The 24,023-nt window shown below is 41.3% G+C and carries 15 protein-coding genes and 1 tRNA gene; 14 read left to right on the top strand and 2 right to left on the bottom strand.

Annotated features, from left to right (window positions below; translation table 11 throughout):
• Positions 1 to 46 precede the first annotated feature (46 nt).
• From metG to EGN73_RS16380, 8 genes are all read left to right on the top strand, one after another.
• The gene (gene metG / locus EGN73_RS16415; protein ID WP_219292414.1) at positions 47 to 2,110 is read left to right on the top strand and encodes a methionine--tRNA ligase; all 2,064 of its coding nucleotides are present in this window, start codon (positions 47 to 49) and stop codon (positions 2,108 to 2,110) included.
• 175 nt (positions 2,111 to 2,285) lie between these two features.
• Positions 2,286 to 3,713, top strand: coding sequence for a circularly permuted type 2 ATP-grasp protein (locus EGN73_RS16410; protein ID WP_219292411.1), 1,428 nt, complete (start codon positions 2,286 to 2,288; stop codon positions 3,711 to 3,713).
• 505 nt (positions 3,714 to 4,218) lie between these two features.
• Complete coding sequence (locus EGN73_RS16405; RefSeq protein ID WP_219292408.1) at positions 4,219 to 5,196, top strand: alpha-E domain-containing protein; 978 nt, start codon at positions 4,219 to 4,221, stop codon at positions 5,194 to 5,196.
• The gene (locus EGN73_RS16400; RefSeq protein WP_219292405.1) at positions 5,193 to 5,933 is read left to right on the top strand and encodes a proteasome-type protease; all 741 of its coding nucleotides are present in this window, start codon (positions 5,193 to 5,195) and stop codon (positions 5,931 to 5,933) included. Before EGN73_RS16405 ends, EGN73_RS16400 begins: the two co-directional genes overlap by 4 nt.
• Position 5,934: 1 nt before the next feature.
• The gene (locus tag EGN73_RS16395; RefSeq protein ID WP_219292402.1) at positions 5,935 to 6,774 is read left to right on the top strand and encodes a transglutaminase family protein; all 840 of its coding nucleotides are present in this window, start codon (positions 5,935 to 5,937) and stop codon (positions 6,772 to 6,774) included.
• Positions 6,775 to 6,886: 112 nt separating this feature from the next.
• A complete protein-coding gene (locus tag EGN73_RS16390; RefSeq protein ID WP_219292399.1) occupies positions 6,887 to 8,140 on the top strand; it encodes a metallophosphoesterase in 1,254 nt (417 codons plus the stop codon).
• A gap of 77 nt (positions 8,141 to 8,217) precedes the next feature.
• The gene (locus tag EGN73_RS16385) at positions 8,218 to 8,634 is read left to right on the top strand and encodes a DUF4174 domain-containing protein (protein ID WP_219292395.1); all 417 of its coding nucleotides are present in this window, start codon (positions 8,218 to 8,220) and stop codon (positions 8,632 to 8,634) included.
• Between the two features lie 120 nt (positions 8,635 to 8,754).
• Positions 8,755 to 8,988, top strand: coding sequence for a hypothetical protein (locus tag EGN73_RS16380; protein WP_219292392.1), 234 nt, complete (start codon positions 8,755 to 8,757; stop codon positions 8,986 to 8,988).
• A 2-nt stretch (positions 8,989 to 8,990) separates the two neighbouring features.
• Here EGN73_RS16380 and EGN73_RS16375 read toward each other — a convergent pair whose 3' ends face one another.
• Positions 8,991 to 9,410 (bottom strand): CBS domain-containing protein, encoded by a 420-nt coding sequence (locus EGN73_RS16375; protein ID WP_219292389.1) that lies wholly within the window; start codon positions 9,408 to 9,410, stop codon positions 8,991 to 8,993.
• Between the two features lie 395 nt (positions 9,411 to 9,805).
• Here EGN73_RS16375 and EGN73_RS16370 point away from each other — a divergent pair.
• Positions 9,806 to 9,879 (top strand) — tRNA-Pro (locus tag EGN73_RS16370).
• A gap of 252 nt (positions 9,880 to 10,131) precedes the next feature.
• Here EGN73_RS16370 and EGN73_RS16365 read toward each other — a convergent pair.
• Positions 10,132 to 14,196, bottom strand: coding sequence for a hybrid sensor histidine kinase/response regulator transcription factor (locus tag EGN73_RS16365; RefSeq protein WP_219292386.1), 4,065 nt, complete (start codon positions 14,194 to 14,196; stop codon positions 10,132 to 10,134).
• Between the two features lie 236 nt (positions 14,197 to 14,432).
• On the opposite strand from EGN73_RS16365, the gene EGN73_RS16360 reads away from it, so the two are divergent.
• From EGN73_RS16360 to EGN73_RS16340, 5 genes are read left to right on the top strand one after another with little or no spacing between them, the layout of a single operon-like run.
• Positions 14,433 to 15,641, top strand: a complete 1,209-nt coding sequence (locus EGN73_RS16360) for a glycoside hydrolase family 53 protein (RefSeq protein WP_219292382.1) — start codon at positions 14,433 to 14,435, stop codon at positions 15,639 to 15,641.
• Complete coding sequence (locus tag EGN73_RS16355; RefSeq protein WP_219292379.1) at positions 15,638 to 18,229, top strand: glycoside hydrolase 5 family protein; 2,592 nt, start codon at positions 15,638 to 15,640, stop codon at positions 18,227 to 18,229. The genes EGN73_RS16360 and EGN73_RS16355 overlap by 4 nt, the downstream gene beginning before the upstream one ends.
• Before the next feature lie 47 nt (positions 18,230 to 18,276).
• Positions 18,277 to 21,222: a SusC/RagA family TonB-linked outer membrane protein gene (locus tag EGN73_RS16350; RefSeq protein ID WP_219292375.1), complete on the top strand. Its 2,946-nt coding sequence runs from the start codon at positions 18,277 to 18,279 to the stop codon at positions 21,220 to 21,222.
• Positions 21,223 to 21,274: 52 nt separating this feature from the next.
• Positions 21,275 to 22,870, top strand: a complete 1,596-nt coding sequence (locus EGN73_RS16345; RefSeq protein WP_200862453.1) for a RagB/SusD family nutrient uptake outer membrane protein — start codon at positions 21,275 to 21,277, stop codon at positions 22,868 to 22,870.
• Between the two features lie 15 nt (positions 22,871 to 22,885).
• Entirely contained in the window at positions 22,886 to 23,923 is a 1,038-nt protein-coding gene (locus tag EGN73_RS16340; protein WP_219292372.1) for a SusE domain-containing protein, read from the top strand.
• Positions 23,924 to 24,023 lie beyond the last annotated feature (100 nt).

Below are 24,023 nucleotides of genomic sequence, written 5' to 3'. Positions count from 1 at the left end.
ATTGATAATATCATCCAAACAGATTTATATTTTATAATTTTTGAACATGAGTAATAACAAATCATTTAAAAGATATACAGTCACTTCTGCACTACCTTACGCCAACGGGCCTCTACACATTGGGCATCTGGCAGGCTGTTATATTCCCTCGGATATTTATGTGAGGTACCTGAGGTCCATGGGCCGGGATGTGGCCTACGTATGTGGTTCTGATGAGCATGGCGTGGCTATCACCATTAAAGCCAAGAAAGAGGGTATTACACCCCAGGAAGTGGTGGACAGGTATCATGAAATGATGAAGAAGAGTTTTGCTGAGTTTGGAATCAGCTTTGATCATTATTCCAGAACCTCTGCGCAGATCCATCATGAAACCGCCTCAGAATTTTTTAAGGATTTATACGGGAAAGGTGAGTTTTTAGAGCAGACCACAGAGCAATATTTTGACGAGGAAGCAGGGCAGTTTTTGGCAGACAGATACATAGAAGGAACATGCCCCAAATGCGGTCATGAAGGAGCTTATGGTGACCAATGTGAAAAATGTGGCTCTTCACTAAGTCCCACCGACCTGATCAACCCCATTTCCAAACTTTCCGGAAATACTCCTGTGCTGAAAGAAACCAAACACTGGTTTTTGGATCTTGCCAGATATACCGATTTTCTGAAAAACTGGATCCTTACAGAGCATGGAAATGACTGGAAGAACAATGTCCTGGGACAGTGCAGGTCTTGGCTGGAGGCCGGAGATGGCTTGCAGGCAAGGTCCATGACCAGGGATTTGGATTGGGGAATACCTGTCCCTGTAGAAGGCGGAGAGGGAAAAGTGCTATATGTGTGGTTTGATGCGCCGATTGGATACATATCCTCTACCAAAGAATGGGCTGCAGAAAAAGGAATAGCTTGGGAGCCATATTGGAAGGATAAGGATACCAAGCTGGTACACTTTATAGGTAAGGACAATATAGTTTTTCATTGCATTATATTTCCGGCCATTCTGAAAACACATGGAGATTTTGTATTGCCTGACAATGTTCCGGCCAATGAATTCCTTAATCTTGAAGGGGATAAAATCTCTACTTCCCGTAACTGGGCCGTTTGGTTGCATGAGTATTTGGAAGAGTTTCCAGGCAAGCAGGATGTTTTGAGGTATGTCCTGACAGCCAATGCTCCGGAAACCAAAGACAATGATTTTACCTGGAAGGATTTTCAATCAAGAAACAATGCCGAACTGGTCGCGATATACGGTAATTTTGTCAATAGGGCAGTGGTCTTGACCCATAAGTTTTTTGATGGGCAGGTTCCTGCCTTAGGAGAGCTTCACGGGATAGACAAAGATGTGCTGGAAGAGATCAAAGCCTTTCCAGATAAGATTGCGTCCTCTATTGAGCGCTACAGGTTTAGAGAAGCTTTATCTTTTGTGATGGATTTTGCCAGGACAGGTAATAAATATCTGGCCGATACTGAGCCTTGGAAAAGCATCAAAACGGATAAAGAAAGAACGGGTACTATCCTTAATATTGCCTTGAACCTTGCTGCTAATCTGGCTGTGGTTGCTGAGCCGTTTTTGCCCTTTACTTCGGAGAAGATATTCGGTATGTTTGGTTTAGATGGCTTGAAGTGGTCCGATGCAGGAAGGAGTGATATTCTTCAAGCGGGAACCGGTATACAGCCTGCTGCACTTTTGTTTGAAAAAATTGAAGATCAGGTGGTCGAAGCTCAGGTTAATAAATTATTAGAATCCAAAAAGAAGAATGAACTGGCCAACGCCAAAGCAGCTCCTATGAAAGAAATAATTACTTATGATGATTTTGTGAAACTGGACATGAGGGTAGTCAAAGTATTGACTGCGGAGCCTATGCCCAAATCAAAGAAACTGCTAAAACTGACTGTGGAAACAGGCTTAGGCAAAAGAACAGTGCTTTCCGGTGTGGCCGAGCATTTCAAACCGGAGGATTTGGTCGGAAGACAGGTAGTGATGTTGATCAATCTGGCTCCGAGGAAAATGATGGGGATAGATTCTGAGGGCATGATTTTGATGGCGGAAGACAAGGATGGTAGCCTGAAATTGCTACAGCCTCATGAGGCTACTGCGGATGGCTCGACTATTTCATAAGAGTTGATTAGAGTTCCATTTAAAGACAGGCAGTGAACATGATGTTTGCTGCCTGTTTTTTTAAGTAAAAATTATTTTTTAGTTAAATTTATGTTTTTTACTGGGATACCTTCTGATTGTCCATCAAAATCAGTATCTTAAGAGGAAACCATAAAACAAGCATAATTTTTAATCTATGAATACAGAAAATTACCATGTCGGTGAGAATTTTGATGAAATGTTCACTGAGGAGGGTCATTGTCGAGCCCATTATTCCGAGTTTCTCAAGCAAATCAAAAAAACGAGTCCAAAAAGAATGTCTCATTTGCAGTTTTCTGCAAATAAAACCCAGATTGCTATGGGCATGACCTTCAATGTCTATCATGATAATCAAGGAACCGAAAAAATACTTCATCTGGACATTGTGCCACGAATCATCCCGCACGAAGAATGGAAACACTTGGAGGCAGGACTGAAGCAGAGAATTCAGGCGCTTAACCTCTTTTTAGATGATATCTACAATGATCAAAAAATCCTTAAAGATGGAGTAGTACCGGAGGACCTTATTTTGAAAAGTAAAGACTATCTCAAGCCTTGTATAGGGCTCAAGCCTCCTAAAGGTATCTGGTGCCACATCACAGGCACCGATTTGGTGAGAGACAAAAGCGGAGAATATTACATTCTTGAAGACAACCTGAGGTGTCCTTCAGGGGTGTCTTATATGTTGGAAAGCCGTGAAATCATCAAACGTGCCTATCCTGACCTGATCAACCAACTGGGCGTGATGCCTGTATCGGATTATCCTGTCAAGCTTCTAAAAATGTTGCAGTTTCTTTCAGATAAAGAAAATCCTGTCATCGGCGTTCTTACGCCGGGTATATATAATTCAGCCTACTTTGAGCATTCTTACCTTGCCCTACAAATGGGGGTAGAGTTGGTTTCTGGGGTGGATTTGATCGTGAAAGATAAAAAGGTGTACATGCAGACCACTAAGGGCCTAGAGCAAATAGATGTCTTGTACAGGAGGATAGATGATACATTTATGGATCCCCTTGCTTTCAATCCTGATTCCCTTTTAGGTGTTCCAGGCTTGTTTGAGGCCTATAAGGCCGGAAATATAGCCATAGCAAACGCACCTGGGACAGGAGTAGCAGATGATAAAGCGGTCTATGCCTACGTGCCACGAATGATCAAATACTATCTGGATCAGGACCCTATACTCAACAATGTCCCCACTTATCTCTGTAGGGAGGAAGAGGACAGGGCTTATGTTTTGGAAAATATAGAACAGCTGGTAGTGAAGGAAACCAACGCAGCAGGCGGATATGGTATGCTGATCGGTCCAAAGGCCACCGTAGAAGATCATGCCAAGTTCAGAAACCTGATCAAGCAAAATCCGGATAATTACATCGCACAACCAACACTTTCACTTTCAACTGTTCCGACGCTGACAGATGAAGGCTTGCAGGGGAGGCATGTGGACCTGAGACCATACATTTTATACGGAGATGATATCAATGTCATACCTGGCGCTTTGACCCGCGTAGCTTTAAAAAAAGGCTCTTTGGTGGTGAACAGCTCCCAGGGTGGGGGGAGTAAGGATACTTGGGTGCTTTATAGATAGGGGATGGATATTGATAGATATAAATTGAAATATGCTTCGCGAAATATATTGAAATAGGGAATACAGATTGATATTAATGGATACTTGTGGATATTAATTGATATTGGATCCGCCTCCACAGACAAGTTATTGATTGAAATATGGTAGAAATATATTGAAATAAATGGAAATAGGTGTTGCTGTAGGATGTTGATGGATACTCGGGGATATTGATAGAAATCGGAGCTTTAGCGGAGATCCGGAGAGAGAAACGATTTGGGATACTTGAAATATGCTTCGCGAAATAAATTGAATTAATAGAGACTCGTTTATATTGATACTGATTGATATTAATGGATATTAATAGATACTTGAGGGTATTTAAGGGAATATGATAGAAATACAGTAGAAATATAATATCCTTGAATATCAATTTTATTTCTACAAATATCTCAGAACTTTCCTCTAGGGCGTTGGTGCAGGAATAAATCATAGACTTTTAATTAAGGAGAAAAAATAAAAATATATGTTAAGTAGAGTAGCAAATTCGATATACTGGCTGGGAAGGTACCTGGAAAGGGCCGAGAATTACGCCAGGTTTATAGATGTCAATTTTAACCTTATGCTGGATTTACCTCCTGATCTCAAGGAGCAATGGGAACCCCTTGTTTTTGCCACAGGAGACCAGGAATTGTACAAATCCAAGTATGATAGCTTTGAGAGAAAGGATGTGATTTATTTCCTGACATTTGAATCTGAAAATCCTAACTCCATCATTTCCTCCATCTCTTCGGCAAGAGAAAATGCCCGGGTGATCAGGGAAAATCTGACAAAGGAAACTTGGGAAAAGCTTAATGAGCTCTATCATTTTATCAAAAATAGATCGACAAAAAAGAATTGGTTTAAGGACAGTCCGCATCAGTTTTTTGAAGATATCAAAAATCAGATATTGTTGTTGTACGGCCTTGGAGAAAGTACAGTAGCGAGGACTGATGGATGGTATTTCAGGCAGTTGGGCCTATATTTGGAAAGAGCCGACAAGACCAGCCGTATAGTGGATGTCAAATACCACATACTATTGCCATCGCCATCCCTGGTTGGTTCACCTTTGGATTTTCTTCATTGGACAGCTTTGCTTAAGTCCGTAACTGCATTCAATACATATAGGAGACTCTATGGTAATATTGAGCCTGCAAAGGTGGTGAGTCTGCTTCTCTTGAATAAATACTTTCCCAGATCGGTATTTTACTGTCTTGTCGAGGCCGAAAATTGTCTGAATAAGATTTCCGGCGATTCAGACGGGAAAATGAACAGTGCTCAAAGAGCCATAGGAGCTTTGAGGGCTAAATTGGAATTTGATGATGTAAACGATATCATTTCCAAAGGTCTTCACGAATATCTGGACGACCTGCAATTGAAAATTAATACAATTTCTGACTGTATCAATGACAATTTCTTTCAGATAAAGGATAACTTTATATCTCAAAATCAAATGCAGGAATGACCTTTTGCTTAGGAATAAAGACTAAATATGGCCTTATCGGCCTTTCTGATACAAGAATTACCTCTGGTACCGAAACTACTACTTCCAAAAAAGTTTACACCGTCAACAGGGACAAACACTCCTTTTTTATCATGACTTCAGGGCTGAGATCCGTTAGGGACAAAGCCATTACCTACTTCACAGAAGTGATAGAGGAACAGGACAATGAATTCAACAAACTCTATAAGGCTGTCAACGAATTTGGCAATCAGATAAAGAGGGTAGCCAAAGAAGATAAGCAGTACCTGGAAGAGGCAGGATTGTCGTTTAACCTTTTTTCTATCATTGGAGGACAATTGGAAAATGACAAAACCCCTAAGCTTTACTTGCTGTACCCACAGGGAAACTGGATAGAAATCAGGCGGGGAACCCCATTTGTCATTATTGGAAATTCGGGTTCAGGAAGTCCGGTATTGAGGCGCTCCTTGAGCTATGATGAATCACTTGATTATGCGCTGAAGTGTGCATTTTTGGCTTTTGATGCCACCAGGATTTCGGCCAATGATGTGGATTACCCCATTGATACCGTCATTCTGGAAAATGACCAATACCACATTACAGAGAGACGGTTTGAGCAAAAGGAATTGGAGCACATTTCCACTTTTTGGAATGAAAGGCTCAAAGAAGCTGTAAAAGAATTGCCTGCTGAGATACTCCAAAGGGCTTTTCAGGATGAGGAGAATGTTATAGAACAATAGCATGAAACTATCCATAAAGCATAAGACCAGCTACCGATATTCTGAAAAAGTCCCGCTCAATCCCCATCAGCTTTTTCTTATTCCCCAACAAAGAACCTATTATTCCATTCTTTCGGCAGATTGGTTGGTTTCACCTGATCCTTCCGGCAGGAGCCAAAGGATCAATGCAGAAGGCAATCCTTTCTTTCAGGTTTGGTTTGATGAGGAAACAGACTTGTTGGAAGTCACTGTAAACCTTCAGCTTGAAACCAGGGAATTCAATCCCTATGCCTTTATTTTATCACCTGAAGTCACTTACCCTTTCGAGAAGTTTAAGTATAGAGGAAAAACAGGCATGTTTCTGAGCAATTACATCACTTCGGAGGAGTTCCCACAGCTGAGAAAGTTTGGGATGGAAGTAATGGAAGCATCCTCTGACATTGTTACATTTCTCGTCAACTTGGCTACCCGACTTTATAAAGAATGGTCTCATTCTCTAAGATATGAACCGGGGCTACTTCATCCTATGGAGACTTTTCACAACAGGGAAGGCTCATGCAGGGATCTTTCGTGGATGTTTATGAATGTGCTGGGAAATTTGGGTTTGGCCAGCCGCTTCGTCAGTGGCTATGCCTACAATTCTGAACTTGAGGAAGGTCACGAGCTTCATGGCTGGATAGAAGTTTACCTTCCGGGTGCGGGTTGGGTGGGAGTGGATCCTAGTCTGGGCTTATTTACTGACCATCACTATATTCCATTGGCCAGCAGTTTTCATCCTGCTAATACTTTACCCATTGCGGGTACGTACGGGGGTACGGCCAAGTCTGAGTTTTCAACAGAGGTGAGGATACAGGAAGTTTAAATTTTTAATCGTTAGGTTTGATAAGCTATTCACTTTGGTTCTAAATATAAATGCTATTCCAGAACCAAAAGTCAGGAATTACTGTATATGACAAAGTGATTACTCAAAGCTTATGAACAACCTCGGAAGTCTGATTTTTCTTGCATCTGTCTTATTGTTTACCACTTTCCTGAATTGGTATGTGTTTCAGGCTGTGAAAACCCTGACCTCCAACTTGGAAGGTGATAAAATCCGCAACAGTATCAATGTTGTGTATTGGTTGATTTTCAGTGGGATATCACTTTGGGTGATCATTACCTTTATAGGTATATTTTCCGCAGGAGAGATCACTTCCGCCACACAGCGCGTATTGAATGTTTTTCTTACCGTTTTGGTAACACAGCTGGTCATTGTTCTGATTTTGTTTGGCGAGGATATATTCAGAAATGTTCAGGCAGGGTTCAGTTTGGTCTTTAATGGGACTAAGGATTTTAGCTTTCCAAGTAGGAATACCTGGGTAAGTGCTTTGGCCATCACTATAGCCGCATTTCCTTTTTTCAGCTTCATTTATGGAGTCACTTATGGCAAGCACAATTTCAAAGTCCACAAGGAAGTTATTTACTTCGAGGATTTGCCGGATGCTTTTGATGGCTTTACCATTACCCAATTGTCGGACATACATTCAGGAAGTTTCAAAGATAAAGAAGGCGTACAAAAAGGAGTGGACCTTGCTGCGGGGCAGAACGCCGACCTGGTGGTGTTTACCGGCGACCTGGTCAATCACAAAGCAGAAGAGATAGATCCATTTTTGGAGCAATTTGCACAGGTTAAAGGTAAATATGGTCAATTCTCTGTTCTCGGCAATCACGACTACGGAGACTACATCAGTTGGCCAAGCCAAAGTGCAAAAGAAGACAACCTAAAAAATCTAAAAGCCAAACATGCTGAAATGGGTTTCCGCTTGCTTTTGGATGAGCATGTCAGGATAGAAAAGGATGGACAGGAAATCACACTGATAGGAGTAGAGAATTGGGGTGTTGGCTTTGTCAAAAAAGGGGATTTGTCCAAAGCAATGGAAGGTACGCCTGAAGACGGGTTTAAGGTGTTGCTTTCCCATGACCCTTCCCATTGGGATGAAGAAGTGAAGAAGAATCAGAACCCTGTTCACCTCACGCTTTCTGGTCATACACATGGGATGCAATTTGGGATTGAGACCCCATTGGTCCGATGGAGTCCGGTGCAGTACCGCTATCCTAATTGGGCCGGCTTGGCAGAGGAAAAAGGCAGATTTTTATATGTGAACAGGGGTTTTGGTTTTCATGCATTTTCGGGTAGGGTAGGAATCTGGCCTGAGATTACAGTGATCGAACTTAGGAAAAAACAATAGCCCTGAATGTTTATTCTGAAAGGCTTTGTCAACGACTTGAAAATTAAACAGAATTGTTTGAATTTGGTTTACAGATTATGATAAACCTTGTTTTAATAGGTCTATGTGCCCTTATAATGGTGCAGTCCAGTCCCAAGTCTTTGGATGACTTGAAGTGGAAAAATAGGGTAGTACTTTATTTCCCTCAAAAAGACTTGGATTGGCAAAATCCAAATGACAGTTTGCTCCTGGAGTTGGAAGAAAGAAAGATCATCTATTTTGTCATTATGGATTCTGTTGAATCCAATTCTGATATTGTTTTTTCAGCGGATTACATTTCAAAATTAAGTAGCAGGTATAAGATGGGAGCAAAAAGCCCTTCTTGGGTATTGATAGGTTTAGACGGTGGTGCCAAATTACGAAAAGAAGAGGTGATAAATTGGTCTTACATATTTAAGACAGTAGATGCCATGCCCATGCGTCAGTCAGAGATAAGAAAGACTAAAAGCTTTTAATTTGTATAAAAAATGTTTTAAATATGAATATTCCTTAATTTAAACAAAAAAAATACCCAATTGAGGGTATTTTTTTCTAAAATATTCAAGGGTATTTTTGAAATAATTTAAACCCCGAAAATGAAGTTTTTTTACATATCTACGATCAAAAATGAAAATGCCTCTTATGAGGTACACCACCGTGAATGCCCCTTCCTTCCAGAAGCTGAGAAGAGGGAGTACATCGGTGCTTTCAATACAGGGAAGGAAGCCCTAAGAAAAATCATACATGCCAATCCAAATGCGTCTCTTTGTAAGATTTGCTGTACAGGTGAATTGAACAAGAGGGTTACAAAAGATAAAGATCACAAATGACGTCAGCTTTCATTAGACAACATCTGCCGAATCAGGTCGGTGGTCGTGATAATGCCTTTTAGCTTCCCCTCCTCTACTACGGGCAATGCGTGAAACTCTTCCTCCGCAAAGATTTTTGCAACTTTTTTCAAAGTATCGTCGGGAGAAACTGATCTGGGATTGGAACTCATTACCTGGCTTATGGAAAGCATCTCTAGGATAGGCTCCTCTGAAGGTTCATTGTTTTCAAACAATGCACCGAAAGTAAGTCTGTTGATGTCGGTCCTGCTAATAATTCCAATGATGTTTTTTCCATCCAGCACTGGAACATGTCTTATTTTATGTTTTCTGAATATGTTGATGATGTCGGGCAAGCTTTGGGCTATATCGGCACTGACCACATTTTTGGTCATGATTTCTGCTACTTTTAGATCTATTTTCATGGCAGTAAAGTTTGATTTGTAGGAATAAAAGTATGGATTCACTTTGACTAAAACCCTGATGAAAATCAGGTATCGACTTGACATTTGTGCTTAGGCATTGAATTGAAGGATTGCGTAGGAATTTTTTTTGCTTTGTTGCACATAAGAATGGACCTACTAGATTTGCTCTAAAGCGTATTTCCTTTCAGCTCAAGGTAATACAAAGCCATTTTCGAAAAGTGATTTGCAAGAGGCTTTGAACTTTTGGATTCGAATAACCATCTGCTTTTTTATAAAATGCAGCAGAATCTCCAGCTAGAATTAAAATAAGTTTTCAGTTAAAGGTATTTTCTGATTAAAAAATCTTTCCTTAAGTTTGAATAAAATGAGTTGGGGTATTAATTTCGGAACCGAATCGGGGTGTGGCGCAGTCCGGTAGCGTACACGTCTGGGGGGCGTGTGGTCGCAGGTTCAAATCCTGTCACCCCGACAACAAGGGATTTCAATCCCTTCCAAAAGCCTGTAAGTCATAAGATTTACAGGCTTTTATGATTTTTAGAAGATCAAAGAATATTGAGGTATGAACAAAACCTGTAGGATGCTCAGGTCTTGTGGTTATTGTTTCATGTTTTTAAAGAAGCCCAGAGAACCAAAACCAAAATAGTCAGCATAGCTAAAGACCATGGAATTAGCAGGAAATAAATTTCAATTGTATCCAAAAAATAAATTTTTCTGTTGTCACTTAAATTCTGTCAAGCGTTTTTGTTTGCTCATTTTGTGGGTTTTGTTGATAATCCCTAGGAGAAACACCATACTCCTTCTTAAAGCATTTTGCGAAATAGGAAAGGTTAGAAAAACCAACTTCATACATGATTTCGGAAATGTTTCCTTCTTTATTTCTTAAAAGAATGGATGCCTTTTTCAATCTGTACTTCCGGATGATTTCTTTTGCGGAAAAATGGGTCAATGCCTTAAGTTTTCTATATAGGTGTGCTGTGCTCATGCCTATTTCTTCGCTTAGCAGTTCAACAGTGAATTCAGGGTTAGAAATATTGGCTTCTATTATGCCTACAACTTTTTTCACAAACTTATCATCTATGTTTTCACCTTCTTCTTTGAATTCCGGTTGCGTTATGATCTCGGCTTTGAAATAGTTGAGCAAAACATCTTTTCTTTTGATAAGCTGCTCAATGTTTGCTTTTAGCAATTCCAGGTCAAAGGGCTTTGTTATGTAGGCATCTGCACCTGTTCTCAGCCCTTCCACTTTTTGTGAGGTAAGACTTTTTGCAGAAAGCAAAATGACACCTATATGACTTGTTTTTGGGTTCTGTTTTACTTTTCTGCACAAAGTCAACCCGTCCATAACGGGCATCATTATATCGCTGATAATCACTTCAGGAGTAAAGTTTCTGGTTTTATCCAATGCTTCCTGTCCATTCTGTGCCACCACAATGTGATAACTTTCCCTTAAATGTAAAAGGAGATAATCAACCATATCGGGATAATCTTCCACTACCAAGATCACAGGCTTGGAAGTGTCAAAATCATATTCGTATTCCTCAAAGTTGTCAGTGTCCTTACTCACCAAAAGATTTATAGTATCGTCTTTTTGCTCTACCTCAACAGGGAAATGTACATTGCCCAATGGCAAGGTGACTGTAAAATAAGACCCTTCACCTGGCTGGCTCTCCACATTGACTTTTCCAAAGTGAAGTTTTGTATATTCCTTCACCATAGAAAGTCCAATGCCGGAGCCTGAATCAACTTGTCTGCCCCTGCTGCCCTGATAGAAGCGGTCAAAAACCTTTGGTATCTCTTGAGGCTCTATTCCTATACCTGTATCATGGACCTGGATATCTACTGCACCGTTCTTATAGTGATTTTTATCAGGGTGTTTTCTAATACTTAACTCAACAGTCCCCTGATCTGGGGTGAATTTGAATGCATTGGACAGCAGGTTGTAAAGTACCGTCTCAAGCTTCTCACTGTCTGCCCATATTTCACAGGATTCTATTTCTGAATTAAACCGGAAATTGATATTTTTTCTTGCAGCTTTGTCTTTAAACAGCTCACACACTTCCCTACTAAAGCTGACAAGGTCAAAAACCCGTACTTTCAGCTCGAGACTATCCTGCTCAAGTTTTCTGAAATCAAGAATCTGATTGACAACCCTTAATAACCTATTGGAGTTTTTTTCAGCCAATCTAAGGAGTTCCTTGGATTTTAGGTCAATTTCTTTTGAGCTAAGGGCCTGTTGGATAGGGGGAAGAATGAGACTGATAGGCGCCCTGAGTTCATGGGAAATGTTGGTGAAAAACTGTTGTTTGGTTTTTGCGATTTCCTCACTATGCTGCTTTTCGATTTTGGCAAGGTTGACTTCATTTTTGAAGTGTATGCGCAAAGTGTAAAACCTGAAAGCGAAGGCCAACAATGCCAGGACAAGAAAAATATAAATGACAATGAAAGGGGTGCTTAAAAAAAGTGGTGGCTTGACTACTATGTCCAAAGTATGGATTTCATCTGACCAAATACCATGATTGTTGCTCCCTTTGAGCTTTAAGATATATTTCCCTGAAGGAAGTTTGGAATAGACAGCTGTATTTGTGGAACCTGAAGCATATGACCAATCTTCATCAAATCCTTCAAGCTTGTAGGCATAGATATTCCTTTTCGGTTGCCAATAATGCAGAGCAGAAAAATCAATTGCAAATGACCTTTGGGCATAATTCAGACTGAGCTTTTTCATGAATGCAATATCCATGGGCAGTTCAAGGCCCGAATCCGTAATTTTTCCGGGAAGAATCCTTTCATTATTGATTCTGAGATTGGAGAAAAACAGTTTTGGCTTGAAGCTGCTGGCTTCTGCATCAGTGGCTAGCCTTATAAAACCGTTGTCCCCTCCAAAAAACAGCCTTCCTTCTTTATCCTTGGAAAAGCAGCCTTCAAAGAAACTTTTGATAGGCAGTCCACTATCTAAAGGAAATAGTTCATAGGCATCCAATCCAGGCTTGAACTTAATCAAAAGCCCCGATGCGGCACCCCAAATATTTCCCTGATTGTCCTCAGTGATACTGTTAAAAAGAAAATCTGAACCCATCTGTATAGGATGGTAAACAGCTTTGTCATTCTGTGGTTGGTACTCTATAAGTCCATTGGTAGTTGCAGCCCACAAAACTCCTTTTTTGGAAAAGTAAATGGCATTTAGGCTTCTTCTGTTTGACACTTCGTTAAAAATACTGACACTACTGTTTCTGTGTGTCTGTAAATCGATCCTAAACAATTCATCATAGTTGACAGCCCATAGGGCATTGGCCCCTGTAGCTACCTTTTCAGAACCTACCTCACTGGCTTTTTCAAAATATAAACTCTCGATATCATTCAATTTGCCTGATACTTTATATAAACCGCCTTCCCATGCACTTACCCAGAAAGTCCCATCACTCGCTTTTATAAATTTTGCGATGTAATTGCTGTCAAGTCCATTTTGGTTACCAGAACTTATCGAATGCATTTTTAAGATTTTCGGATCCCAGATATTGATCCCCCCAGCTGTTCCTATCCAGATTCTTCCCAGATCATCTTCCTCTAATGCATACACATTGTTAAGAAGGAGTTGCTTCCCCATTCCGGAGTGGATATCAAAAACTTCTTCCTTACCATCAGGACTTATTCTTATTACTCCATTAAGAGTCGCCAACCAAGTATCTCCGTTTTTGGTATGCAGGATAGACTTTACCTGGCTTCCGATTTTTTGGTTATTTTGCCTATGGTTGATCTCATGAAAACTGTAAAAACTGTTGTTTTTGTTAGTGAAACTTAAACCGTTGGAAGTCACAAACCAAACCACCCCGCCAGAATCCTCAAAAATTTGCCAATTGACATTGCTGCCTACTGAGTAGGCCAGTTCTGGATGGTTGAAAAGCTGCTTGATGTCACCATTTTCGGGGTTCAGAATGTTTATCCCGAAATCAGTCCCCAAAGCAAGGCTGCCATCGGTAGAAGTATAAATACTTTTTATTACCTCATTGCTTAAAGCTGTGTTTGCTTCGTTATAGGTTTTCTTTTCTCCGGTATGAATATGAAAGTGTACCAGACCGGTTTCAGTTCCGAGCCATAACCACTCTGGGTTGTAGTTGTCGGGCTGTATGTCCATGATCAGGTTATTTTGGAGAGAAGGCTTGTAATTTTCTTTTAATTCGAACTGCTCAAACTTTTCGCTGCCCGGACTTAGTTTATTCAACTTGTCATATGTACCCACCCAAAGGTTGTCAAAACGGTCCATAAAAACTGATCTGATCATGTTATGGCTTAACCCACTGTTTTCCCTGTCCAGTTTTCCTGTTTTTCCTTCCTTAAAGTAGAAAAGCCCCGCAGTGGTGCCTACCCAGACTGTACCCTCAGGATCCAAATAAATTGTTCTTACGGCAATGGAAGCGCCCAGCTCAACGGGAATTACCTCAAAATTGTAAATATTGATCTTCGAAAGACCTTTCCAGGTACCTATCCAAATTTCATCTCCAACAGCTTCCAGAGCACTTATTTCATTGGCTGCCAATAGAGGGAACACCTCTTTTTTGAAGTTCTGAAAACTGTTGCCATCATACCTAGAGACCCCGTTGGCAGTACCTACCCAAATAAAATCATTTTTATCCTGGGTAATCGCACTGATGGTGTTGGAAGGTAATCCGTCCTGAGTTGTTAAAGTGAAAAAATAGGGATTTTTTTGGGCATTGGCTGACCAGTAAAGAAGTAGAAAGGTACTCAATAAAAACACGAAGAACCTGTAAATCATTTTGGGTTTTGGCAAGGTTTATAAACTAAACACAGGTTTTTGGATCTTGAATTTTTCGAATTGTTCTCTCCTTGATCCAAGGTTAATAATAAGTCTTTTGAAGTGAAAAATCAGCATTTTTTTCAGCTGTGAATGATTTGTGTCATTATCTGTACGATTTGAATCGATGCTTGGACTCAATAAAAAGTACTTTTGAGTATCTACTTTCCAAGACTATTGTCAGGAAAGCAAACCCAAAATACCCAAACCCAATGACCGGAATAAAAAAGGCTTTTTATTTTGTTCTTATTGTTGCAATACTGTGCATGGCATGTGATCAAGATACTGGACAAACTCCTGAAGTGGAGGAACCGCATGATCAGGAAGTGGATTTTTTATTTGGCGCAGATCTTTCCTATCTCAACCAAATTCTGGATCACGGAGGAATTTACAGTGTAGGTGGAGAACAACAGGACCCCTACAGGATATTTGCTGAAGCCGGAACACAATTGGCCAGGTTTAGAATTTGGCATAATCCACTATGGACAGCTGAAATTTATGGTAGGGAAACACCTCTATATAATGACTTAGAGGATGTCGAATCGTCCATAGATAAGGCAAAATCTGAAGGAATGGAAATTCTCCTTGATTTTCACTATTCAGATGTTTGGGCTGATCCTGGAAGACAGGAAATTCCAGCAGCATGGAGGGAAATAGAAAGTCTTGAAGTACTACAGGACTCCATTTATCAATATACCTACAAGACCCTGAAATATCTAGGATCAAAAGGCCTTTTCCCTGAATATGTTCAGATAGGTAATGAAACCAACTGCGGTATGTTATTTACCGATGCACCGGAGAACTTCCCTAAGCTGAACGTCTGTGAGGGGAACTGGCAGAATTTTAAATCAGTAACAAAAGCTGCTGTAAATGCAGTTCATGATGCTGCCGGTCATTCCGAAACCAAAGTTATTTTTCATGTGGCCGATCCCGAAAATCTGGACTGGTGGTTTGAAAATTTTACCGGATCGCCCAGTGAAGTGGATTTTGATATTATTGGCTTTTCCTATTATCCCTTATGGCATACCGCGATTTCCCTAAACCAGTTGGAAAGTGCTGTTTCCCGTATCAAATCAAGATTCGCTAAGGATATAATGATGCTGGAAACCGCCTATCCGTGGACTTTGGAAGGTAACGATGACTATACTAATATTTTTGGGGGACAAGCTCCTCTTCCCGGCTTTCCTTATACCATTGAGGGACAAAGAGAAATCATGGTTAGTATGTCCGAAAGTATGATTAATGCAGGTGGCTTGGGTATCATCTATTGGGAGCCAGGATGGATATCTTCTGATATGAAAGATTTATGGGGAACAGGTTCTTCCTGGGAAAACTGTACTTTTTTTGACTTTGATGGAAATCTCCATGAAGGAGCTGATTATGTGAACTTGGTGAATAATAAATATAAAATCAATCCATGAATGATATTAAGAAGATAGTACCCATATTCTTTTTCTTACCTGCTTTGCTGTTTCAGGTTCTGCCGGGGTATTCCCAAAACCAGAATAGAATGGAGGACATTGTGCGGATAAGTGATGAGGGACTTCTTGTCTGGGAAAGTGATGGCCTGGAAGCTTCCTTCTTTGGAGTCAACTATTCCTCTCCCTTTGCTTATGGATACAGGGCCTTGAACAGGAAACAAATTAACATTGAAGAAAGTATCACCGCAGATGTTTATCATATGGCAAGGCTTGGTTTTTCAGCCTTCCGGGTTCATGTTTGGGATACTGAAATTTCCGATGTCAAGGGGAACTTACTAGAGAATGAACACCTTCGCCTTTTTGATTTTCTATTGGCAGAATTAAAGAAAAGAAATATAAAGGCTATCATCACACCCATAGCATTTTGGGGTAACGGCTACCCTGAACCTAACTATGAAACTCCTGGATTTTCACATTATTATGGAAGATCCCGTCTGACCACAGATCAGGAAGCCATCAAGGCCCAAGAGAACTATTTAAAGCAGTTTTTGAACCATGTCAACCCTTATACCGGAATAGCCTACAAAGATGATCCCGCAATAATTGCTGTGGAAATCAACAATGAGCCAGCCCATAGTGGTTCAGCAGAAGGTGTTACCTCCTACATCAATAGCCTTTACCATGCCGTCAAAGAGGCCGGTTTTATTAAGCCGATTTTTTATAACATTGCTCAGAATCCTTCTTATGCTGATGCTGTGGCCAGATCCAAAGCTGATGGTTTTAGCTTTCAGTGGTATCCGTCTGGATTGGTTTCAGGTAGGACATTAAAGGAAAATTACCTTCATCATGTTAATGCCTACACCATTCCATTTGACTCTATTCCTGAATTTTCAGGCAAGCCACTTATGGTTTATGAATTTGATGCAGCCGATATAATGGGGCCATATATGTACCCGGCAATGGCCAGGAGTTTCAGGGAAGCTGGCTTTCAATGGGCAACCCAATTTGCCTATGACCCCATGCATATAGCCAATGACAATACGGAATATCAAACACATTACCTAAATCTGCTCTATACCCCTGCTAAGGCCATTAGCATGATGATAGCCGCGAAAGTATTTACACAGACTGGAATTAGGGAAAGTTTTGGGGACTACCCTGATAACAATAAGTTTGGAAACGCATCTGTAAGCTTTGAAGAAAACAGCAGTGAGTGGATCTCTGATGAAGAATTTATATATACAGGCCATACCCAAAGTGTGGCCCCAAAGCCTGAGCAATTGAAGAAGATTGCAGGTACAGGATCATCCCACCTTGTCAGGTACCATGGATCTGGAGCTTACTTTCTGGATAAATTGGGAAGTGGCGCCTGGAGATTGGAGGTTTACCCTGATGCCATTCTGATAAGAGATCCCTTTGCAAGAACTTCTCCCGAAAGGGATGTAGCAGTTCTCAAATGGGATACCCATCAAATGCAATTGTCTATTGAGGAGCTAAAGCAGGACTTTCAGGTCTTACCTTTAAATGAGGGGAACAGTTTTAGCACCGAAGTCGAGGGTGGGAGGTTTAATATTAAACCGGGTACCTATTTGCTTTTAGCTCAAGGTGAAAATTTTGAATTTGAAGAAAATACCAAAATAGGAAATATTGGAATCAAGGAATTCAAAGCCATGGATCCTGACTTTCAAAAAGTATATGTCTTCCATGAAGCACCTATAGAGGTTCTTGATTCTAGGGATCTCGATATCAAAGCCATTGTTTTTTCTAATGATCCTATGGAGGTGGTTTTGGAATATAGAAATGGACAGGGCAGGAAAATGGAAACCAAAATGGAGCATGATGATGGGTATAAATATGTTGCCATGGTCAACAAAGATCAGTTTCCTTCAGGGATATTTGAGTATAGGATTAAAGTGGAAACAGCTAATGATACCCTGATATACCCTGGAGCAATTTCAAAAGATGATCTGGAATGGTACTCTGAAATACCTGAACCGTACAGGGTTTTTGTTTCTTCGGAAGCAGCAGAAGTATTGCTTTTTGACCCAGCACATCACAAGGGTATTCAATACCATCCTAATTATGATCCGGGATTTGCAACTGCCTTATCAGCAGGACAAAGAACAGGAGATCTTTTGCTGGGGCTACAGGTGAAAAATCCCTCCAAAAATGATCTTATAGCAGTCCAACATTCTATCAAAGAAAGCCTTGACAACAGAGCCCCTGTTGCATCCGGTTTTGCGAAAATAATCCTAGAAGCTAAGGTGGAAGGAAAGGAAAGCAAAACCATTGAAATTGGCTTGACTGATTCTGAAGGAAGGGCATATGTGGCTGAGGTGAATCTGTCAGGGGAGCTGGAGAAGCATGAAGTATCACTGGATGATCTCAAAGAAACAAAAGCAGTATTGTTGCCAAGGCCATACCCCGGCTTTATGCCGCTTTATACCAAAGCGAGGATATCCGGGGGATCTTTGAATTGGGATAATATTGAAAAGCTACAGATAAAATTTGACCAGACTGAAGGAGAAATGGAAAGTAACGGTGCTTACCAGATAAAAATAGGTAAGATTTGGATTCAGCCAGACTGAAGTATGTAAAGAATACAATCATTACAATAACCTAAAATATACAAAATATGCGTAAAGACTTTACTGCCATCAAAATTGCAGTAATCATGCTACTGACGCTGTTTGCTCAGCAACTGAGTGCACAGCAGAGGACAGTGACAGGTAAGGTGTTTGACAGTGACTCAGGGGAAGAAATGCCCTTTGTAAATGTAACTGTTAAAGGAACTGACATAGGCGTGATTACAGACATTGACGGAGCTTTTTCCATCAATGTAAATTCATCTGAAGACATCCTCGTATTCACCTTTATAGGGTACGGGAGAAGGGAGGCTAGGGTAGGTAACCAATCGGACATTACAGTTAACATGGACCCGGAAACTGCCCAGCTGAATGAAATTGTTGTAATTGGCTACGGTACGCAAAGGAAATCCGATATTACTGGGTCTGTGGGTTCAGTGACACGTGAAGATTTCAATGTGGGACAGGTTACTAATGCCGAACAGCTCATAACAGGAAAAATTGCCGGGGTACAGATCACTCCCAATTCCGGAGCTCCGGGAGCTGGGGGTAGGATAAGGATTCGGGGCGGCTCCTCTCTAAATGCCAATAACGATCCATTGATTGTCATTGATGGGGTACCGCTTGACAATTCTTCAGTTGCAGGTGCAGCAAATCCATTAAGTTTTCTCAACCCAAATGACATTGAAACTTTTGATGTTCTGAAAGATGCCTCTGCAACGGCTATTTACGGTTCAAGGGCTTCCAATGGCGTGATTTTGATCACTACAAGAAAAGGGAAAAAAGGTCAGGACCTCAGTCTTAATGTGAGTTCTCTGGTATCGGTTTCCCAAATTGCCAATAACATAGATGTACTCAATGCTGATCAGTATAGGGATGCGGTAGCTGCACAGGCTTCCCCTTCCCAACAAGCTTTAATCGGCTCTGAAAGTACCAACTGGCAGGATGTGATCTTTAGGGATGCGATAAGTATTGACAATAATGTAAGCTTAAGTGGTTCCATTAACAACATCCCGTACAGACTTTCGGTAGGAAACCTGGAACAGAACGGTGTGCTAAGAAGAGATAACCTAAACAGGACAACGGCAGCCCTGAGCTTGACCCCCTCATTGCTAGATGATAGGTTGAAGATCAACTTTAATGTCAGAGGTACTTATTCCTACAGCCAATTTGCTGATCAGGGAGCTATAGGGGCGGCAGCAATTTTTGACCCAACACAGCCCATTTATGATCCTGAAGGTTTTGGAGGGTATTGGGAATGGTTAAATGAAGATGGCTCCCCTCAGACCTTGGCTCCAAGAAATCCACTTGGTTTGCTGGAGCAAAGGGATGACAGAGGTGAAGTTAAAAGAAGTATAGGAAACCTACAACTGGATTATGCCCTGCCATTTATTGATGGATTGCGGGCCAACTTGAACCTTGGATATGACATTAGTCAAAGTGAGGGAAGGGTAGTCATACCATCTTCATCCGCAGCAGGTGTAAATGAAGGCGGTTCGCTCTTGGACTATGCTCAAAATAAGAGAAACCTACTGGCAGATTTCTACTTGAACTATGTGAAAGACCTTGGGAGGGCAGGTAGACTCGATGCAACTGCAGGGTATTCATGGCAGGATTTCCTGATCGAAAACCCGGCATTTCCAAGAATAAATGAAGCAGGCACGGTACTTGAACCGGCTGGAGTGGAAACCAGACCCCAATATAGGCTTATTTCATTCTTTGGAAGGGTTAACTATAGCCTCAAAGATAGGTATCTCCTCACCGCGACACTAAGGACAGATGGATCTTCAAGATTCAGCCAGGAAAACAGATGGGGAGTTTTTCCATCCGTGGCAGCAGCATGGAGGGTAAGTGAGGAAGATTTTCTTATCAACAACAACGCCATCACAGACCTGAAGTTAAGGTTGGGATATGGAGTGACCGGTCAGCAGGATATTGGCTCTTTTTTCCCTTTCCTTCCCAGATATACCTTCAGTGATGATGCGGCAAGGTACAGGTTTGGGAATAACTTCTTCAACACATTAAGGCCAGAAGGGTATGATAGAAACATCAAATGGGAAGAGACCGTAACCTACAATGCCGGATTGGATTATGAATTTTTTAATGGAAAGTTTTATGGTAGCCTGGATTATTATTACCGGGTGACCAATGACCTTCTTGCCGTCATACCTGTTCCTGCAGGCACCAACCTTACCAATCAGCTTTTCACGAATGTAGGGAACATAGAAAGTTATGGTTTTGAGGCAGGCCTGACATATAATGTCGTCCGTACAAATGAACTTAATTGGGATATAGGTGCCAACTTCACCTACAACAGGGTGAATATCCTCAGCCTGAGTAATGTGGAAGAGGATGCAGTTGGGATTCTTGTTGGTTCAATAGGAGGAGGAACCGGCAACACGATCCAGGTACAGACAGTAGGCTTTCAGCCCAACTCATTTTATGTATGGGAGCAGGTATATGGAACAGATGGTGCTCCTCTGGAAAATGTATATGTGGATCAAAATGGGGACGGAATAGTCAATGAACAGGATCTCATCAGAAGAGGATTCCCTGATCCAAGGTATTTTTTCGGGTTCAATTCCCAGCTTAGATACAGGAATTGGGATTTTGGATTTGTGCTAAGAGGCAATATAGGTCAGACAGTATACAACAATGTCAGATCTGCGAATGGTGCCTATCAAAGCCTAAGATTCCCTGATTATCTGATCAATATGACTTCGGATGTTTTGGAAACGAATTTTCAAAACTACAGGCTGAGATCCAGCCACTACCTTGAAGACGCCTCGTTTTTGAGAATGGAAAACATCAGCGTCGGGTATAACTTCGGAAATGTCTTCGCTTCAAGGGTCAACCTCCAGGTGAATGCCACTGTACAGAATGCCTTTGTGATTACTGGGTATTCGGGAATAGATCCGGAAATTCCTGGAGGGATAGACAATAATTTCTACCCTTTTCCTAGGATAATCTCTTTCGGAGTAAACTTTGGTTTTTGATTTAAACATGAAATCTCATTTGAATTAAGGATTCATGAAAAAGACAGAAAAAATGAAAAATAAATTTATCAAAAAGACAGCAATACTTCTGGTGACCATATTCGGCATCGGAGGATGTACAGATCTTGACCTTGAACCTTTCGGGGAGTTTACCTCAGTTCAGGTATATCAGGACTTTGATAACTACATACAGGTATTGGCCAAAATGTATGCAGGGCTTGCAACCAGTGGACAATCTGGCCCTGATGGACGTGGGGATATAGGTGGACAGGATGAAGGAGCATCTACTTATTTAAGGGCTTTTTGGAAGTTGCAGGAATTGCCTACCGATGAAGCTATAATATCCTGGAACGATGAAGGGCTTCCTACTTTGAATACCCTTACCTTCTCTTCAGACAATGGCTTTATTGCTGCCATGTATTATAGAATTTTCTATCAGATTACCTTGGCCAATGAGTTTATCAGGGAGCTAAGTGATGAGAACCTCGATAGCAGAGGTATTTCTGAGGCCAACCAGCAGACAGCAAGACTGTACAGAGAGGAAGCCAGGTTTTTAAGGGCATTGAGCTATTATCATGCTTTGGATTTATTTGGTAATGTGCCATTCGTCACGGAGCAGGATGCCGTTGGATCCTTCTTTCCTGAGCAGATCAATAGGCAAGACCTGTTTTCTTACATTGAATCTGAATTGTTGGATGTCATACCCAATCTAGTACCTGCCGGACAGAATGAGTATGCAAGAGCAGATCAGGCTGCGGCAAGAATGCTTTTGGCAAAAATGTACCTCAATGCAGAAGTATATACAGGCCAGCAAAGGTATTCTGAGGTAATTGCCCAGCTAAATGAAGTATTAAATGCCGGATACTCACTAGAGCCGGATTACAACCACCTCTTCTTTGCAGATAATGATCAGTCTCCTGAGATCATTTTCCCTATATCATTTGATCAGGCAAGTACCATGTCTTGGGGTGGAGCAACTTTTCTGGTCAATGCAGCCATAGGGGGGACCATGCGAAACTTTTACAGCTTTGGTGTTCCTGGGGGTTGGCAGGGAATGCGGACAAGACCGGAAATCGTAAGGCTTTATCCAGGAACTGATGGTACCCCAGATGCCAGAGGTTGGTTCCATACTGATGAACAACAGATTGATATTGTTTCCATCAGCACATTTCAGGATGGGTACGGAGTCCTTAAATTCAGAAATATAACCAGAGACACAGAAGACAGGCCAGACGGTCCGGTAAGTGACCACGTCAGTGTGGACTTTCCATTATTCCGATTGGCAGATGCTTATCTCATGTATGCCGAAGCGGTTCTCCGTGGAGGCTCAGGAGGCACCGAATCACAGGCACTCGATTATATCAATGCTTTAAGAGAAAGAGCTTACGGGAATTCAGAGGGAAATATCTCTTCAGGTGACCTTAACCTTGATTTTATCTTAGATGAAAGGGCCAGAGAACTGAAATGGGAAGCTACTAGAAGAACGGATTTGATCCGTTATGGCAGGTTTACAGGTGGAGCCTATATATGGCAGTGGAAAGGTGGAGTCTTTGAAGGTACATCTGTTCCTGAATTCAGAGACCTTTACCCACTACCACAGGCAGATCTGATAGCAAATCCAACATTACAACAGAATCCAGGATATTAACAAATGGGAAATCTTATGAAAAATCTTAATATATTATTCTTACTTCTATTGGGAGCTGTAGCAGTATGGAGCTGTACAGAAGAAGAAAGGACAGTTATCTCAGATAATCCAGGTATTCCGGTTTTGAATAGTCCGGCATCAGGGCAATCAATTGTATTGTCGGAAGAAACAGGTTCCCAGGATCTGGTATTTAGTTTTGATCCAGCAGATTTCGGGTATTCCGCAGCGGTGAGCTATACCGTTCAGTTAGCTGAATCAGGCACTTCGTTCCAAAATCCTCTGGACGTGGGCACCTCCAATGGTTCGGATATAAGTATTTCTGAAGCCTCCCTGAACCAAAGGTTGATAGGAAGAGGATATGACCCTGATGAAAGTATTCAGATGGATGTCAGGGTTCGTGCCAGCGTTGGAGATGCTGTGGAACCTGTATTTTCTTCGGTATCCAATATTTCAGTTACACCATTTTCCGAAGCATTGGTATTTGCCAAAATGTTTGTGCCAGGTGATTATCAAGGTTGGTCTCCCGAGAATGAAAATACCGTGATCTATTCAGTTAATAATGATAATATTTTTGAAGGCTATGTGCATATCCTGGGAGGTTCCGGAGCTTTCAAAGTGACTGAAGAGCCCAACTGGGATATAAATTATGGTGGGGCAAACGGTACTCTGGAAAGAGACGGTCCTGACTTTGTGATTTCAGAACCTTTCGGAACATTTAGGTTAAAGGTTGATCTGAACAGCCTTACCTATGAAATCGGAACAAGAAGAAGGTGGGGAATAATAGGTGACGCCACTCCATTGGGATGGGACGGAGATACTCCTATGGATTTTGATTCTGATGAAAACGTGCTGACCATTACCATTGATCTGGTTGAAGGTAATTTTAAATTCAGAGCCGAAGATTGGGCCTTCAATTATGGAGATACCGGTCTGGATGGTATACTGGACCCGGATGGTGCTGACATTCCTATATCCGAAGATGGAAATTATACCATTACCATGGATTGGAAAGTACCAGGAGAGATCAGCTATGAAGTAGTGAAAAATGACTGATTTGCCTAAAGGAAGAAGTTTGGAAATTTCTGATGTGGTAATAAAATCATAGACTTGGTTTGTTGAAGTGAACAGGTGGCTAAAGAGGGATATTTAAAAG

It is taken from the genome of Arthrospiribacter ruber (genome assembly GCF_019343195.1).
GTDB classification, from domain to species: Bacteria; Bacteroidota; Bacteroidia; order Cytophagales; family Cyclobacteriaceae; genus Arthrospiribacter; species Arthrospiribacter ruber.
This window is presented reverse-complemented; position numbering and strand designations above follow the sequence as displayed.